Annotated in this window: 15 protein-coding genes; 1 reads left to right on the top strand and 14 read right to left on the bottom strand. The window is 64.3% G+C overall.

Features of this window, described 5'->3' with window-relative positions:
• From flhB to flhD, 14 genes are all read right to left on the bottom strand, one after another.
• The gene (flhB, locus tag LN047_RS11145; protein ID WP_056316590.1) at positions 1–1,155 is read right to left on the bottom strand and encodes a flagellar biosynthesis protein FlhB; all 1,155 of its coding nucleotides are present in this window, start codon (positions 1,153–1,155) and stop codon (positions 1–3) included.
• Between the two features lie 161 nt (positions 1,156–1,316).
• A complete protein-coding gene (locus LN047_RS11140) occupies positions 1,317–2,867 on the bottom strand; it encodes a methyl-accepting chemotaxis protein (RefSeq protein WP_373981775.1) in 1,551 nt (516 codons plus the stop codon).
• A gap of 237 nt (positions 2,868–3,104) precedes the next feature.
• Entirely contained in the window at positions 3,105–3,737 is a 633-nt protein-coding gene (gene cheZ / locus LN047_RS11135; protein WP_373981774.1) for a protein phosphatase CheZ, read from the bottom strand.
• An 8-nt stretch (positions 3,738–3,745) separates the two neighbouring features.
• Positions 3,746–4,135 (bottom strand): chemotaxis response regulator CheY, encoded by a 390-nt coding sequence (gene cheY / locus LN047_RS11130; protein WP_056316584.1) that lies wholly within the window; start codon positions 4,133–4,135, stop codon positions 3,746–3,748.
• A 51-nt stretch (positions 4,136–4,186) separates the two neighbouring features.
• Positions 4,187–5,245 carry a chemotaxis response regulator protein-glutamate methylesterase gene (locus LN047_RS11125; protein WP_056316581.1) on the bottom strand — a complete coding sequence of 353 codons (1,059 nt, stop codon included), beginning with the start codon at positions 5,243–5,245 and terminating at the stop codon, positions 4,187–4,189.
• 22 nt (positions 5,246–5,267) lie between these two features.
• Entirely contained in the window at positions 5,268–6,122 is an 855-nt protein-coding gene (locus tag LN047_RS11120) for a CheR family methyltransferase (RefSeq protein WP_175236699.1), read from the bottom strand.
• A gap of 8 nt (positions 6,123–6,130) precedes the next feature.
• A complete protein-coding gene (locus tag LN047_RS11115; RefSeq protein WP_373981773.1) occupies positions 6,131–7,834 on the bottom strand; it encodes a methyl-accepting chemotaxis protein in 1,704 nt (567 codons plus the stop codon).
• A 93-nt stretch (positions 7,835–7,927) separates the two neighbouring features.
• Positions 7,928–8,428, bottom strand: a complete 501-nt coding sequence (gene cheW, locus LN047_RS11110) for a chemotaxis protein CheW (RefSeq protein WP_056316575.1) — start codon at positions 8,426–8,428, stop codon at positions 7,928–7,930.
• A 16-nt stretch (positions 8,429–8,444) separates the two neighbouring features.
• The gene (cheA, locus tag LN047_RS11105; protein ID WP_373981772.1) at positions 8,445–10,592 is read right to left on the bottom strand and encodes a chemotaxis protein CheA; all 2,148 of its coding nucleotides are present in this window, start codon (positions 10,590–10,592) and stop codon (positions 8,445–8,447) included.
• A 28-nt stretch (positions 10,593–10,620) separates the two neighbouring features.
• Entirely contained in the window at positions 10,621–11,001 is a 381-nt protein-coding gene (locus tag LN047_RS11100; RefSeq protein WP_056316568.1) for a response regulator, read from the bottom strand.
• Positions 10,998–11,993 (bottom strand): flagellar motor protein MotB, encoded by a 996-nt coding sequence (gene motB, locus LN047_RS11095; protein WP_056316565.1) that lies wholly within the window; start codon positions 11,991–11,993, stop codon positions 10,998–11,000. The genes LN047_RS11100 and motB overlap by 4 nt, the downstream gene beginning before the upstream one ends.
• 11 nt (positions 11,994–12,004) lie before the next feature.
• Positions 12,005–12,874 (bottom strand): flagellar motor stator protein MotA, encoded by an 870-nt coding sequence (gene motA / locus LN047_RS11090; protein ID WP_062840907.1) that lies wholly within the window; start codon positions 12,872–12,874, stop codon positions 12,005–12,007.
• 116 nt (positions 12,875–12,990) lie between these two features.
• Positions 12,991–13,569, bottom strand: coding sequence for a flagellar transcriptional regulator FlhC (flhC, locus tag LN047_RS11085; RefSeq protein ID WP_056316560.1), 579 nt, complete (start codon positions 13,567–13,569; stop codon positions 12,991–12,993).
• 32 nt (positions 13,570–13,601) lie between these two features.
• On the bottom strand, positions 13,602–13,925 hold the full coding sequence (gene flhD, locus LN047_RS11080; RefSeq protein WP_006219025.1) for a flagellar transcriptional regulator FlhD: 324 nt from the start codon (positions 13,923–13,925) through the stop codon (positions 13,602–13,604).
• A 426-nt stretch (positions 13,926–14,351) separates the two neighbouring features.
• On the opposite strand from flhD, the gene LN047_RS11075 reads away from it, so the two are divergent.
• Positions 14,352–15,107 carry an RNA polymerase sigma factor FliA gene (locus tag LN047_RS11075; RefSeq protein WP_373981771.1) on the top strand — a complete coding sequence of 252 codons (756 nt, stop codon included), beginning with the start codon at positions 14,352–14,354 and terminating at the stop codon, positions 15,105–15,107.
• The last annotated feature ends 302 nt before the right edge of the window (positions 15,108–15,409 follow it).

Genomic DNA, 15,409 nt, shown 5'->3' with positions numbered 1-15,409 from the left:
TTAAACTCCTTGTGCTGCGGTTTTTGCCTGCGGGTCCAGTTCGGCTGGCACGTTCAGTTTCGTGGGGGCCATCGGTTCATGCCCCCAGCCCGAGCGCCAGGATCGTAGCTGGAATACCCATGCCAGCACTTCCGCCACCGCGGTATACAGCTCGGCCGGGATTTCTTGTCCCAGCTCGACGTGTTGATGCAATGCGCGCGCCAGCGGCGGCGCTTCCAATGTGGGAATCTTGTTCTCGGCGGCCAGTTCGCGGATCTTCGCGGCGATCAGGCCCGTGCCCTTGGCCAGCACGCGCGGCGCGCCGCCCTTGGACTCGTCGTACTTCAGCGCCACTGCGTAGTGCGTCGGGTTCGTCACGACGACATCGGCCTTGGGCACCTCGGACATCATGCGGCGGCGGGCGGCCTGGCGCTGCTGCTGCCGGATACGCGCCTTCACGTGCGGATCGCCTTCACTTTCCTTGTGTTCCTGCCGCACGTCCTCCTTGGACATCCGAAGCTTCTTCAAATGGCTCCAGATCTGCCAGGGCACGTCCAGCAAAACGATGATGAGGAGCGAGGCCACGATGAAGGCGCAGCACATCGCCACCAGGCTGAGCGCCTTGGTCAGCGCGGCCGACGGCGCCACGTGCATCAGCCCGAGCATGTCGTCGTGATACCGCCAGATGACCCAGACGGCCACGCCGCCGACCAGCATGGCCTTGGCCAGCGCCTTGATCAGCTCCACCACCGTCTGCGACGAGAACATGCGCTTCAAGCCCGCCAGCGGGCTGAGCTTGGAGAAATTGGGCTGCAAGGGCTTGGTCGAAATGACCAGGCCGCCCAGCACGACGCTGGACAGCACCGCCACCACCGCCAGCAGCCCAAAGATCGGCAACAGCACCATCAGCGCGTGACCGAAGCCGCTCACCGCCTGCTCGACCATCACTCCCGGATCCAGCGCGACGCGTTGATCGAACGCCAGCCCGCTGCGCAGCACGCCGGTCAGGCCCTGGTACAGCGATCCTCCGCCCGCCCAGATCGCCGCAACGCCCACCGCCAGCATCATGAACGTGCCCAGTTCCCGGGAACGCGCAATCTGCCCCTCCTCGCGCGCCTTTTCCAGGCGCCTGGGAGAGGCGGCTTCGGTTTTCTCGAGGTCGCTTTCTTCGGACATGCTCTACGGGATTGTTGCGGCTCGCTGACGTGGGAATGCAAGCCGCCCGCCGAGATTCTAGGAGGCGCCGGGGGTTGGCGATATGCCAAGAAAAGGGGGGAAAGCGGCGCTATTCCCAGATGCGCCGCCGGCTGCCGGCCAGCCCCCCGGGAGCAGCCGCCTCAGCCCGCCGCCTGAGCCACCCGGCCGCTGGCGGCGTGGCCGTCCAGGGTGGCCTGAAAGCGCGCGTAATCCAGCCCGATGCGCACGGCGCCCCAGTGTTCCGGCCCCAGATAAATGGGCAGGGAAATGTCGTTGACGATCTCGCCGGTGTCGCGGGAATACGTCTGGAACAACTGCGCGCCGGTGTTGGCGGCCAGCCGGGCGCCCACGGGGTCGTCGAAGATGCGCTTGTTGCGCACCCGCGCGATGTCGACCTTCGGATCGCCGGTCGGCGCCAGCGAGAACCGGCTATTGTGAGCGGGCGCGTAGCCCCGGTTATCGACCAGAATCGTATAGATGGCGCCCGGCACGGCCTCCAGCACGCTGTCGAGCAGCCGCGTGAGCGGCTCGTCGATCGCGCGGTCGTAGGCCGTGTGATAACGCGGCGGCTCGCTGCCGGCAATGCGTTGGTAATGACGGTCGAACACGTCCACGCCGCGCCGCCGGGCGTCCTGCAACAGACCGGCCGCCGCACCGGCAAACGCCTCCAGCGATTCCGACAGGCTGTCGAACGCGGTGCCGCCCGTGCGCATGTCGGCCAGCACTTCCTGCACGCTTTCGGTCTGCCGCCGGATGCGGTCGATCTCGCCCGACATGCTGCCCACGCGTTCCAACACGTCCGCGCTCAAGGCCGCGATGCGCCCGACCTCCTCGCTCATGCCGTGGTTGGTGGCATCGACCTCGCCAATGGCCTGGACCACGTCGCTCACCTGCCGGTTCATGCTGTCGAAGTCACGCACGAAGCGCTCGAAGCCGCGGGAGGTCCGGTCCAGCACCGCGCCCGAGGCGTCCACGTCCTCGCGCAGCGTGCCCGTCTGGCGCTGCGTGGCGCCAACCAGGTCGAGCATCTGCGTCGTGTGGCGGCCGATGTCGCTGGTGGCGGTGTTGACGCGCTCGGCCAGCCGCCCGACCTCGCTGGCCACCACCGCGAAACCGCGGCCTGCGTCCCCGGCGCGGGCGGCCTCCACGCCGGCGTTCAAGGCAAGCAGCTGCGTCTGCAGCGCAATGCCCTTGATTGTCTTGCTGATGTCGCCCACCGACTGCGCGCGCGCCGCCAGTTGCCCCACCACCTCGGTAAAGGCGGCCATCTCGCTTGTCATGCGGTCCACGCGCGTCTTGACCTCGGTCAGCTCGGCCAGCGCCTGCCGCGCCGCCTGCAGGTTCTGGCCCGACACCGCGGCAATGTCGCGGGCGTGGGTGGAGGTCGACGCAGACAGATCGGCGATCTGCGCCCCGCTGGCGGCCAGGGCCTCGGCCGCCCTCGCCTGCTCGCGCGCCAGCAATGAGCAGCGCCCCGCCTGGAATTGCGTGCGCGCCGCGTTCAGCGCAATCTCGATGCTGGATTGGCGCACGGTCATGATCCGAAGCCGGATCTGCGCCAGGAACCGGTAGAGCGGCCAGACGGCCGGACTGAAGGACAAGGGGCGCTCGGATAGCACCCCGTCGCCGCGGTTGAGCCGACGCAACAATCCCCACATGCCGCCCAAGCGGAATACGGATCTGGCCATCATGAACCTCCTCTCCCTGACCCGGACCGCCTGCTTTGGGCATCCGTGGTCTGGCGCGCTGGGCGCGCCTTGTCTCGCGCTGCAAGGCCCCGATTATTGTTGGCAGGAGTCTATCGGCCAGCAGACGTTTACGCCCTTAGGGAATACGTCATGAGAAGGAGGGACACGCGCACGGCGCTGGCGCATGCGGGCGGAAAGACGCCGTCTTTCCGCCGCCGGCGGACATCGCGGGCCGCGGGCTCAGAAGCCCAGGCTGGCCAGCAGGTCGTCGACCTGATCCTGGCTGGTGACCACGTCGGTCTTGCCCTGCGGGTTGATCTGCGGGCCGTTGAGCAGGCTGTTGGCTTCGTCGCGGCGCTCTTGCGGCACGTTGTCCAGCAGCACCTGCAGCAGTTCGCGTTCGATGGCGCCCACCACGTCCATCATGCGCATGATGACCTGGCCCGTAAGGTCCTGGAAATCCTGCGCCATGATGATTTCCATGAGCTTGGACTGCGTCTGCTGCGTCTGCTTGGGCACGCCGGCCAGGAAGGCACGGGTGTCCTTCACCAGTTCGCGCGCTTGCGGCATTTCCAGCGGCTGGTCATACCACTCCTGCCAGCGGCTATCCAGCGCTTGCGCCGAACGGGCCATGTTGTCCTGGATCGGACCGGCCTGTTCAGTGGCGTTGAGCACGCGGTTGGCGGCCTGCTCGGTCATCTGCGCCACGTACCGCAAGCGGTCGCGGGCGTCGGGAATCGCGTTGGCGGCATCCTTGATCGCCTGGTCCAGGCCCAGCTCGCGCATGCTGTCGCGCAACATGCGCGTCAGCGAGGCGATCCGATGGATCAGGTCGGGCGACTCTGTCGGATCAACTGTTTCCGTTGAGCTCATCGCACACCTCAGCCGCCAATCTTTTCGAAGATCTTGTTCAGCTTTTCCTCCAGCGTCGCCGCGGTGAAAGGCTTGACCACGTAACCGTTGGCGCCCGCCTGTGCGGCGGCAACGATGTTTTCCTTCTTGGCTTCCGCCGTCACCATCAGCACCGGCAGCGATGCCAGCGACGCGTCGGCGCGGATCTGCTTGAGCATCTCCAGGCCGTCCAGGTTCGGCATGTTCCAGTCGGACACCACGAACTGGAAGCCGCCGTTGCGCAGCTTCTCCAGGCCAATGGCGCCGTCCTCTGCCTCATCCACGTTTTCGAAACCCAGCTCCTTGAGCAGGTTGCGGATGATCCGCCGCATGGTGGGGAAATCATCCACCACCAGAATCTTCAGGCCCTTGTCTACCATCTTTCACTCCAGAAAAAATTTGCTTGGGATCGATCGTGGCGTCAGTCCGCGTTAAACGCGGTGCCCACGGTCGCCCAGGCGAGTCAGAATGCGTTCGCTCATCGCCGACAACGGCACCACTTCACTTGCAGCCCCGATAGCGATGGCCTCGCGGGGCATGCCGAAGACCACGCAGCTTGCTTCGTCCTGCGCGATCGTGTGCGCGCCCGCCCGGTGCATGGCCAGCATGCCGGTGGCGCCATCCTTGCCCATGCCCGTCAGGATCACGCCGATGGCGTTCTTGCCCGCCGCGACGGCCGCGGAGTTGAACAGCACGTCCACGGACGGACGGTGGCGGTTGACCGGTTCGCTGGCTTCCAGCTCGATGACATAGTTGGCGCCGCTGCGGCCCAGGCGCATGTGCATCTCGCCGCCCGGGGCCAGGTACACGTGACCGGGCAGCACGCGCTCGCCATGCACGGCCTCGCGCACGGTCACGGCGCACAGCGCGTCCAGGCGCTGCGCGAACGACCGCGTGAAGCCGGCCGGCATGTGCTGCGTGATCAGGATCGCGGGGCTGTCCGGCGGCAGCGGTTGCAAGACTTCGCGGATGGCCTCGGTGCCGCCAGTGGAAGCGCCGACGATCACCAGCTTTTCCGAGCTGGACAGCGGACGGCGCAGCATGGGCGCCGGCGCGGCCTGCGCCGTATGGGGCGTCGGGGCGCGCAGCTTGGCGCGCGACGCGGCGCGGATCTTGTCGGCGATGAGTTCCGTGTATTCAAGCAGCCCGTCGCGGATGCCCAGCTTGGGTTTGGTCACGAAGTCGATCGCGCCCAATTCCAGCGCGCGCAGCGTGATTTCGCCGCCACGTTCGGTCAGCGACGACACCATCACCACCGGCATGGGGCGAAGGCGCATCAGCTTTTCCAGGAAATCCAGCCCGTCCATGCGGGGCATTTCCACGTCCAGCGTCAGCACGTCAGGGTTGTGGCGCTTGATGAGCTCGCGGGCGACCAGCGGATCGGGCGCGGTCGCGACCACTTCCATATCCGGCTGGCTGTTGATGATCTCGGTCATCAGGCCGCGCACCAGCGCGGAGTCATCCACACACAAAACGCTAATTTTCTTCATCTTGTTTGCTGCCCTGGCCCGGTCAGGCCTTATTTGCGCATTCATAGACCGTCTGCCCGCGCAGACGGAAATCGCGGCTGATGTACGTGAAGTTCTCGGAATGGCCGGCAAACAGCAGGCCGCCCGGCTTCATGAGCGGCACAAACCGCTCCAGGATCTTGGCCTGCGTCGGCTTGTCGAAATAGATCATGATGTTGCGGCAGAAGATCACGTCGAACTTCTCGGTGATCCCCCACGAGGGCGACAACAGGTTCAGCGTCTCGTAGCGCACCATCTCGGCGATCTCGGGGCGCACCCGCACGTGCCCTTCGTTCGCGCCGCGGCCCTTCAGGAAAAACCGGCGCAGGCGCTCGGTCTCCATCTTCGCGACGCGCTCGTTCGGATAGACGCCCGTGCGTGCGCGCTGCAGCACGTTGGTGTCGATGTCGGTCGCCAGCACGGTGGAACCCGCGCCCCGCGGCCCCAGGGCCTCGGTCAGCGTGATGGCGATCGAGTAAGGTTCTTCGCCCGTCGAGGCCGCGCAGCACCAGACCGAAACCGGCCCGCCGCGCTTCTTCGCGAAGTCGGCCAGGATGGGAAAGTGATGCGATTCGCGGAAAAACGCGGTCAGGTTCGTCGTGAGCGCGTTGATGAAATCTTCCCACTCCGCCGAGTCAGGCGCGTTCTCCAGGCTATCCAGATAGCTGGCGAAATCCTGCCCGCCCAGCGCACGCAGGCGGCGCGCAAGGCGGCTGTAGACCATCTCGCGCTTGTGCGTGCCCAGCGAAATGCCGGCCCGCGCGTGGATCATCTTGCGGACGCGGGAAAAGTCCGCGTCCCGGAAATCAAACTGGCGGTCCACCGGAATGGACGGCGCCGTATTCGCCGAAGTTGCCACGCGTATCCTCAGCGTCCCAGTGCAGGCGCATCGGGCGCATGCAGACGGGCGTCGTCATAGGTGGCGTGCACCGAAGACAGCCGATGCGCCGGCACTTCGATGACCTCGCCCGTGTTGATCTTGAATACGGCCACTGCTTCGGCCAGGCGCTGGGCCTGCTCCTGCAGCGAGCCGGCGGCGGCCGCGGCCTCTTCCACCAGCGCCGCGTTCTGCTGCGTCACTTCATCCATCTGCGACACCGCGCGGTTCACCTGGTCGATGCCGCTGGACTGCTCTTCGGACGCCGCCGAGATCTCGCCCATGATGTCCGTCACGCGTTTTACCGACGCCACGATTTCCTGCATCGTGGAACCGGCGCGCTCGACCTGCTGAGAACCGGCGCCCACCTTGGTCACGGAGTCCTCGATCAGGCCCTTGATTTCCTTGGCCGCCTGCGCGCTGCGCTGGGCCAGCGAGCGCACTTCGCCCGCCACCACGGCAAAGCCCTTGCCCTGCTCACCCGCGCGGGCCGCTTCCACCGCGGCGTTCAAAGCCAGGATGTTGGTCTGGAACGCGATGCCGTCGATGACCGAGACAATCTCTGAAATCTTGCGCGAGCTGGCAGAGATGCCTTCCATGGTGTGCACCACTTCCGACACCGCCGCGCCGCCGCGCTCGGCCACGTCCGACGCGCTGGCTGCAAGCTGGTTGGCCTGGCGGGCGTTGTCAGCGTTCTGCTTGACGGTCGAGGCCAGCTCTTCCATCGAGGCGGCGGTCTCTTCCAGCGAGGCCGCCTGCTGCTCCGTGCGGCTGGACAGATCCGTGTTGCCCGCGGCGATCTCGTGCGAGCCCACGTTGATTTCGTCCACGCCACGGCGCACCGAGGCCACCGTGCGCGTCAGGCTTTCCTGCATACGCTTGAGGGCCGCAAACAGCTGGCCGATTTCATTCGTGTTGCCGACCTCGACGCGGGCGGTCAGGTCGCCGCTGGCAATGCGGTCGAAATGATGGCCGGCTTCCTTGAGCGGCTGCAGCACGCGGCGGCGCAGGAAGACATAGGTGGCAAAGACCAGCAGCGCGGCGATCACGCCGCCGGCGCTCACCGCCATCAGCACGAACTGGTAGCGCACCTGTGCAACTTCAAAGGCGTCCATCATCTTGCTGGCGCGCCAGAAGTCGAAGCTCTCGATGGCGCGCGAGAAGCGGCCTTCCAGCGCGTCCTGCACCTTCTGGACCTGCGTCTGATAGGCCGGCATGTCGGCCTTTTCCAGCGCGGCGACCAGCGGCGTGATGCCCTGCTGCACGAGGGCCACATACGAATCGTCGATCTCCTTGAGCGCCTCGGCCGCCTCGGCGGGACGCGGCAGCGTCTTGAAGAAATCGAACTCGGCCTGGCCCTTGTTCTGGGATGCCTTGGCGCGCTCCAAGAGGCCTGCGGCCTCGCTGGACAGCCCCTGCGCCAACAAGGTCGGCTGGCCGATGCTGCGCACGATGTCCGAATAGTTGGAGGACGCGGCACGGCCCAGGCCGTTCAGGGTGTCCTTGTAGCTGGACACGACGCGGCTGACGGCGTCATCCAGTTCCTGCGATTGCTTGATCTCGGCCAGCGTCCCGTTGCTGACGCGCAACGACAGCACGCCCAGCGCGGCACCGATCACCAACATGAATGAGAAGAACGCCAGCACCCACAACAGGCTGCTGCGTATCGTCATGTTCGCGAAAAACTTGCGCATCACAAGAACCATCCCTTGACTGCAATCGTTAAAGGAAAGCGCCACATCGCGATCAATATGGCGCCTTAACCCCGCATTCCGGCCGAACTCCGATCAGGAGGCGACCTTCTCCACCAGCGCCATTTCATCGCTGGTCATCAGCTTTTCAATGTCCACCAGGATCAGCATCCGCTCGTCCACGGTGCCCAGACCCGTCAGGTACTCGGTCGACAGCGTGGCGCCGAACTCGGGCGCCGGACGAACCTGACCGGCGTTCAGCATCAGCACATCCGACACGCCATCCACCACAATGCCCACGACACGGCGGTCGAGGTTCAGGATGATGACGACGGTCTGCTCGTTGTATTCGACGCGGCCCAGGTTGAACTTGATGCGCAGGTCGACGATCGGCACGATGATGCCGCGCAGGTTCGTCACGCCCTTGATGAAGGGCGGGACATTTGCGATGCGGGTGACCGTGTCGGCGTCGTAGCCGCGGATCTCCTGCACCTTCAGGATGTCGATGCCGTATTCTTCGTCGCCCAGCGTGAAGACCAGGAATTCGCTGCCGACATCTTCATTGCGCGCGGCTTGCGCTTGCGGTTTGGCTGCCATGATTTTTAGAGCTCCATCAATTCAGAACGGCTTCGGGCTGCGACCAGCGTTCCCGGTTGGCGCGCGCGAGCGCAAATACGTCGACAATCAGGGCCACGCTGCCATCGCCAAGAATGGTGGCGGCGGAAATGCCCGGGACCTTGCGGTAATTCGATTCCAGATTCTTCACCACAACCTGGTGCTGCCCGATCAGGTGATCGACCAGCAGCGCAAAGCGGCGGTCCTCGGCCTGCATGATGACGGCGATCGCCTGGGTGGGATCGGTCTGGGCTTCGCCCACCGAGAACACCCGGTGCATCTCGACCAGCGGCAGGTATTCGCCACGCACATGCATGACGCGTTCGTTGCCGGCGACCGAGTAGATCTGGTCATTGGTGGGCTGCAGCGATTCGGTAACGTGGTTCAGCGGCAGGATGAAGGTCTCTTCACCCACGCGCACCGACATGCCGTCCAGAATGGCCAGCGTCAGCGGCAGCACGATGCGCGTCGTGGTGCCGTGGCCCGGCTCGCACGACAGCTGCACGTGGCCGCCCATGTCCTGGATGTTCCGGCGCACCACATCCATGCCCACGCCGCGGCCGGAGATGTCCGTGACCTTCTCGGCGGTGGAGAAGCCGGGCGCGAAAATCAGCTGCCAGATTTCGTCGTCGGGTGAATTCTCGTTGACGGCCAGGCCTTGCGACATGGCCTTCTTCAGGATCTTTTCGCGGCTCAGGCCGCCACCGTCGTCGCTGACTTCGATGACGATGTTGCCGCCGTTGTGTTGCGCGGACAGCACCAGCTGGCCGACCGGATCCTTGCCCGCGGCGATCCGCTTTTCAGGCGTTTCGATGCCGTGGTCCAGGCTGTTGCGCACCAGGTGGGTCAGCGGGTCGATGATGCGTTCGATCAGGCTCTTGTCCAGTTCGGTCGCGCGGCCGTAGGTCTGCAGTTCGATCTGCTTGCCCATCTTGCCGGCGATGTCGCGCACCAGGCGCGGGAAGCGGCTGAACACATAATCCATCGGCATCATGCGGATCGACATGACGGCTTCCTGCAGATCGCGCGCATTGCGCTCGAGCTGCTCCATGCCGTTCAGCAGGCGATCGTGCAGCACCGGATCCAGCGTGGAGGCGGTCTGCGCCAGCATGGCCTGCGTGATGACCAGTTCGCCCACCAGGTTGATCACCTGGTCGACCTTCTCAACGCCGACGCGGATCGAAGTCGATTCCTTGTCGGCGTGCGCGGCAGCGGACGCAGCGGGACGCGCGGCGCGGGCAGCCGGGGCGCCGGCTTCAGCGGCGGCCGGTTCCGCGGCATGCACTTCGGGCGCTTCGGCCACGGCCGGCGCTGCGGCGGGGGCCGGCTGCGCAGCGGAAGCGGCGGCCGCCGGTGCGGCGTCGCCGCCTGCCGGCGCGGCTTCACGAGCGATGCTCAGCTGATCGCCGTCGACGATGAAGCAGCAAACGGCCTCGATGTCTTCCGGCGTGCAGGTGCTGTCCACCCACACCGTCAGCACGCCGTTGGCGCGTTCGCTTGCCTTGACGGTGCCCAGGTTGCCCATCTCTTCGAGCAGGGACGCGGCGTCCTTGTCCGACACCTTGGTGATGCGCACGCGCAGCGGCAGGCCGTCCTGCGAACCGGACGCCGTGGCCGGAGCCACGGGCTCGGCGGGCGCGGCCGGCGCAGGCTGGGGCGCCTGCTGCACCGGGGCGGGCGCCGGCGCCGGCGCGGCGGCCGGCGCAGCGGGCGCGGGTGCAGCAGCGGCGGCCGCGGCGGGATCCTTATGCTCCAGCGCAAGCTGCCTCAATACGGCGCAAATACGCTCAAACACGGCGTCATCGGGCTCTTCGGAGGCCCGATAGGCGTCCAGTTGGCTTTTGAGCACGTCTTTCGTTTCCAAGAAAATATCAATCATGTCCGTGCGCAGCGCCATTTCGCCACGCCGGATCGCGTCCAGAAGGTTCTCAAGCAGATGGGTCGTGCCCGCCAGCTGGTTGAAACAGCCGAACGTCGCCGCACCACCCTTGATCGAATGCGCCGCGCGAAAAATGGCGTTGAGCTGCTCGATGTCGGGCGAGCCCACATCGAGCTCGAGCAACAGCTGCTCCATTTGCGCAAGCAGTTCGTCCGCCTCGTCGAAAAAGGTCTCGTAAAACTGACTGAGGTCCAAACCAGAACTCATGACCCGTACGCCTTTCTAAATGAACCTGCTACGCGCCGGCCTGCTCGTCGAGCAGCTCGGTCGCCAATTCCACCAGCACATCGGGATCCACCGGCTTGGAAAGCCAGCCGCAAACGCCCAGATCCCGGGCTGCCATCTTGCTGTCCACGTCGTCCTCGGTGGTCAGCACCAGCACCGGCACATCCATGTACCGGTCCTCTTCGCGCAGCCCCTGGATCAACTCCAGACCGCCCTTCACAGGCATGTTCCAGTCGCTGACGACCAGGTCCACCGGGTTGGCCATCGCCACCTCGAGCGCTTCCTGGCCATTGCAGGCCGTCAACACCTTCCAGCCTGCGCCGGTCAGCGTCGCCTGAACGATCATCCGCATGGTCGTGGAATCGTCCGCCACGAGTATCGTTGCCGTCATTGCTGTCGAACCCCTTCAGCGGGCGGGGTGTTCACCGCCTCGCCCTGCTTGGTTGCCGTTGCGGCCTTGCTGGCGGCTTGCACCGCCTGCACGGCCGTCCCCACCTCGCGCGCATCCTTGGCGCTCAAATCCGCGGCTGCGGCGTTCTCGCTCTCGATGCGCTTCTGGGTGCTTTGGTTGAGCACCACCAGGCTGATGCGTCTATTAACGGCTGCATACGGATCATCTTTAACCAGACTCATGCTGGAAGACAGACCCTGGATGCGCATGACCTTGCTTTCGTTCATGCCGCCCGCCACCAGTTCCTGGCGCGAGGCGTTCGCCCGGTCGGCCGAAAGCTCCCAGTTGCTGTAGGCTCGCTCGCCGCGCGCATACTGCGACGCGTCGGTATGACCCGAGATGCTGACCTTGTTGGGCAGTTCATTGAGCACCGGCCCCAGCTCGCGCAGGATGTCGCGCATGTACGGCTGCACTTCGGCGCGGCCGGTCGCGAACATCGGGCGGTTCTGGTTGTCGATGATCTGGATGCGCAGGCCTTCGGTCGTCAGGTCGATGAGCAGCTGCGGCCGGAAGGATTTCAGGACGGGGCTGGTCTCGATGACGTTCTCGAGGCGCTTCTTGAGATTTTCCAGGCGATGCTGCTCGCGGCGCTCGGCGTCGCCCATGGGCTGGGATTCGACCCGGTTGCCCTGGCCGCGGCGGACGTCGCCTTCGCTGCGCAACGGATCCTGTCCGCCGCCCGGCACGGCACTGGTTTCAGCCGAACTGCTGGGCCCGCCCGTAATGGCGACGCGCAGCGGCATGCGGAAGTATTCCGCGATCCCCTTGAGTTCTTCCTTCGGCACGATGCTGACCAGCCACATCACCAGGAAGAACGCCATCATCGCCGTAATGAAGTCGGCGTACGCGATCTTCCAGCTGCCCCCGTGGTGCCCGCCGCCCTTGACCTTCTTGCGGCGGATCACCACACGGTGATTATTTACCGTGCTCATGGCCCGCTCCGTCAGGCCTTGCCGGTCGACTTGGTCTGGCGCACGTGCTCTTCCAGCTCACCGAAGGTGGGCCGGACCGCCGAGAACAGCACCTTGCGGCCAAATTCCACCGCAAGCTGAGGCGGATAGCCGTTCATGCTGGCCAGCAGCGTCGTCTTGATGCACTCAAGCACCTTCATGGCCTCGTCCGTGCGGCGCTCCACGCGGGAGGCCAGCGGACCGACGAAACCATAAGCCAGCAAAATACCCAGGAATGTGCCGACCATGGCCTTGGAGATGAGGTCGCCCAGGATGGCGGGCGGCTGGTCCACGGCCGCCAGCGCCTTGATCACGCCCAGCACCGCGGCCACGATACCGAACGCGGGCAAGCCGTCGGCCATCTGCTGCAGCGCATGAGCCGGCACTTCGCGCTCGTGGCGGTAGGTTTCGATTTCCTCATCCATGAGCGTCTCGATTTCGAACGAGCTCATGTTGCCGCTGATCATGATGCGCAGGTAGTCCGTGATGAACTCCATGAGCTTCTCGTCTTTAGCGATGCGGGGATATTCGCTGAAGATCGGGCTGGAGCCCGGATCCTCGATGTGCGATTCGATGGCCATCAGGCCTTCGCGGCGCGCCTTGTTCAGCAGCACGTACAGGAGCGCCATCAGCTCCATGTAGACGTCCTTGCCGTAGCGCGAACTCTTGAGCGCGTCGGGGAGCGCCTTCTTGACCAGCATCAGCGACTTCTTGCTGTTGCCCGCCAGGAAAGCCCCGAACGCCGCGCCGAAGATCAGCGTCAGCTCGAAGGGCTGGTAGAGCGCGCCCAAGTGTCCGCCCAGCGCCATGAAGCTGCCGACGACCGACACGATCACCACAAGAAAACCGATAACAATCAACACAACGGGCCCCTGCCAACGAAGTCTATAACTTGCGTCAATGATCCCCTGTCCCCCCTGCCCCAAAAAGGCGGGTTAGGGGGTGTTTTCCAGGGCTTTTGCTGTATTTGGACGCCCGATCAGGTCGGAGCGGCGGTCGCAATGGGGGCTGCACGGGTGCCGGCACGTGCCTTGGCGGCCGCGCGCGTCTTGCCCGCGCGGGGTGGCGGACGGCAGATGGCGCACACAAAATCCGACTGGGGATCATGGGCATGGGCAATGAAATGGCCGCCACACTGCCGGCACGCAGAAAGCTGCAGCATGCCGCTGTCGAAGAATCGCACCAGCATCCACGCCCGGGTAAAGCTCAGGACGGGCTCGGCATCCGCGGCTTCCTGCCCCGCGTTTTCGAGATACAGGCGATACGCGTCGATGGTGGCGCGTATGCCTTTGCTGGTGGTGCGCGTATTCAGAAACGAATACACGTTATAGAAGAGAGAGGAATGGATATTCGGCAGCCAGGTCATGAACCAGTCGACCGAAAAAGGCAGCATGCCCTTGGGTGGCGAGCAGCCGCGGATCTCGCGATACAGGCGGGCGAGGCGATCGTGGCTGAGGCTGGTTTCAGCCTCAAGCACCTGAAGGCGCGCGCCCAGCGTAATCATGGAGCTGGCAAGCAGGATGTCGTCCGCTTCCTGGGAAACGCTCTTGGAGGCCATTGCAGGTGTGTCCGAGTGGGATTCGCGGGCCGTCAGGCCAGTTCTTCGACAGGCTGCTTGGCGAGCAGAATGGTGGCGTGGGCTTGTTGCAGCGCACCACCCAGCACATCATGGGTCAGCGCCGACAGCAGGCTGTAATCATCGAAACGGAAGCGGCACAGCAGCGAGCTGGAGCTGGCCAGTTTTACCAGTTGCGCCGGTGAAAGGCGCATGAGAATGTCAGCGACTTCATTGCTGAACCCCAGGCGGAACATCGATGCGGCATAGTCATCACGCAACATCCGCTGAGCCAGTAACAAATATGACAGATTCACTTCGCGAATATCTGCCAGCAAAGAATTTTCTACTTGTTGCACGCCGTACTCCCTATCCCTATCCCACCCGAGGGGCTTGATTACTCATAGCGCAGGCAACGTGTGTTACCTGTCCGCTCGCTGCATCCTGTTTTAATGCGAAATGTATCATTTGTTCGCAATTTAAGTAAAATTTACCACAGGTCATGTCATTTTCTATGACTTATATGACAAATCTTTGTTGATGTTGCGCAACGTGCCTTTCTAGACACACCTTGACATACAAGTTCGTGACAAATTTTGGTCAATTTGCCAAATAAGCATTCAAAACGTTGCGTACTTCCTGAAATGAACGGCCGCCCATTGCCGACAATGCCATCTTGACGATTCCCTAGATTCGCCCGCATCACCGTAGCCGCGCTTGTCGACAATGTCGCAAATTGACAACATCGACCGCGCTTCACGATCGACTCCGCCAGAATTCCCGCAATGCCCCACGCAGATGACAGCCTGGTCGAATATGCGCCGCTAGTTCGGAAGCTGGCCCTGCAATTGCTCGCCCGTTTACCCGCCAGCGTCGAACTCGATGACCTGATACAGGCCGGCATGATCGGCCTGCTCGACGCCGTCCGCCGTTACCAGGAAACCGCGGACGCTCAGTTCGAGACCTACGCCACGACGCGCATTCGCGGCGCGATGCTCGATGAGCTTCGCGGCCAGGATTGGCTGCCGCGCAGCGTGCGCACGAAAGCCCGCAAGATCGAACAGGCGATCCAGTTTCTGGAACAGCGTTTGATGCGCGCGCCGACCGAAGCCGAAATCGCCAAGCAGCTAGAACTGCCGCTGGACGAATACCAGACGCTGCTGCACGACGCGCAAGGCGTGCAAATCGTTCACTACGAAGACTTCACCACCGAGCCCGATTCGGCATCGGATCAGGCGGACTGGTCCGCCACGCTGAATCACGGCGCGCCCAGCGGCAATCCGCTGGACTCGCTATTGGCCGGCGACTTCCGGCAGGCCTTGGTTCACGCCATCGACGCCCTGCCCGACCGCGAAAAGCTGTTGCTGTCGCTGTGTTACGAGCAGGGGCTGAACCTGAAGGAAATCGGCGCGATCATGAATGTGACCGAGGCGCGGGTTTGCCAATTGAGGTCGCAGGCGACGGCGCGAATCCGGGCAAGGTTGAAGGATCAGGCCTGGCAGGAATTGCCGCAGGAAGGGCAGATCGCGCAGATCATCTGATTTTCTCCGGCGGCGGAATCCGGGCGGTTTTCGGCCAGCGCGGATTCAGGGGGAAAATCGGACCTTGTTCACGCCTTCCGGGCCGTGATGGGGCTGCTAGCCTTGCGGACTAGCCCACAAACTTGTGCGCCGCGAACCGCAAAAGCCTCGCAGCGCACCACGACCCTCCCGGAATTTCGCCATGAGCGCACCCGACCGCTTGACGCAGGCCATTTCTGACGCCTACGACGAAACCCCCTATCTTTCCCTGCCGTTTTCCTACACGGCGCCCGGCAGCCTGCGCGCCGTGGCGCACCTGTATG

The sequence above is a fragment of the Achromobacter sp. JD417 genome, from assembly GCF_041879325.1.
Classification (GTDB): domain Bacteria; phylum Pseudomonadota; class Gammaproteobacteria; order Burkholderiales; family Burkholderiaceae_B; genus Achromobacter; species Achromobacter mucicolens.
The sequence above is the reverse complement of the archived record's forward strand: the minus strand, read 5'-3'. Positions and strand labels throughout refer to the sequence as shown.

Excerpts from the sequence above, each read along its gene's own strand:
- flhB (WP_056316590.1), bottom strand. The coding sequence starts at position 1,155 with ATGTCCGAAGAAAGCGACCTCGAGAAAACCGAAGCCGCCTCTCCCAGG.
- LN047_RS11140 (WP_373981775.1), bottom strand. The coding sequence starts at position 2,867 with ATGATGGCCAGATCCGTATTCCGCTTGGGCGGCATGTGGGGATTGTTG.
- cheZ (WP_373981774.1), bottom strand. The coding sequence starts at position 3,737 with ATGAGCTCAACGGAAACAGTTGATCCGACAGAGTCGCCCGACCTGATC.
- cheY (WP_056316584.1), bottom strand. The coding sequence starts at position 4,135 with ATGGTAGACAAGGGCCTGAAGATTCTGGTGGTGGATGATTTCCCCACC.
- LN047_RS11125 (WP_056316581.1), bottom strand. The coding sequence starts at position 5,245 with ATGAAGAAAATTAGCGTTTTGTGTGTGGATGACTCCGCGCTGGTGCGC.
- LN047_RS11115 (WP_373981773.1), bottom strand. The coding sequence starts at position 7,834 with ATGCGCAAGTTTTTCGCGAACATGACGATACGCAGCAGCCTGTTGTGG.
- cheW (WP_056316575.1), bottom strand. The coding sequence starts at position 8,428 with ATGGCAGCCAAACCGCAAGCGCAAGCCGCGCGCAATGAAGATGTCGGC.
- cheA (WP_373981772.1), bottom strand. The coding sequence starts at position 10,592 with ATGAGTTCTGGTTTGGACCTCAGTCAGTTTTACGAGACCTTTTTCGAC.
- LN047_RS11100 (WP_056316568.1), bottom strand. The coding sequence starts at position 11,001 with ATGACGGCAACGATACTCGTGGCGGACGATTCCACGACCATGCGGATG.
- motB (WP_056316565.1), bottom strand. The coding sequence starts at position 11,993 with ATGAGCACGGTAAATAATCACCGTGTGGTGATCCGCCGCAAGAAGGTC.
- flhC (WP_056316560.1), bottom strand. The coding sequence starts at position 13,569 with ATGGCCTCCAAGAGCGTTTCCCAGGAAGCGGACGACATCCTGCTTGCC.
- LN047_RS11075 (WP_373981771.1), top strand. The coding sequence starts at position 14,352 with ATGCCCCACGCAGATGACAGCCTGGTCGAATATGCGCCGCTAGTTCGG.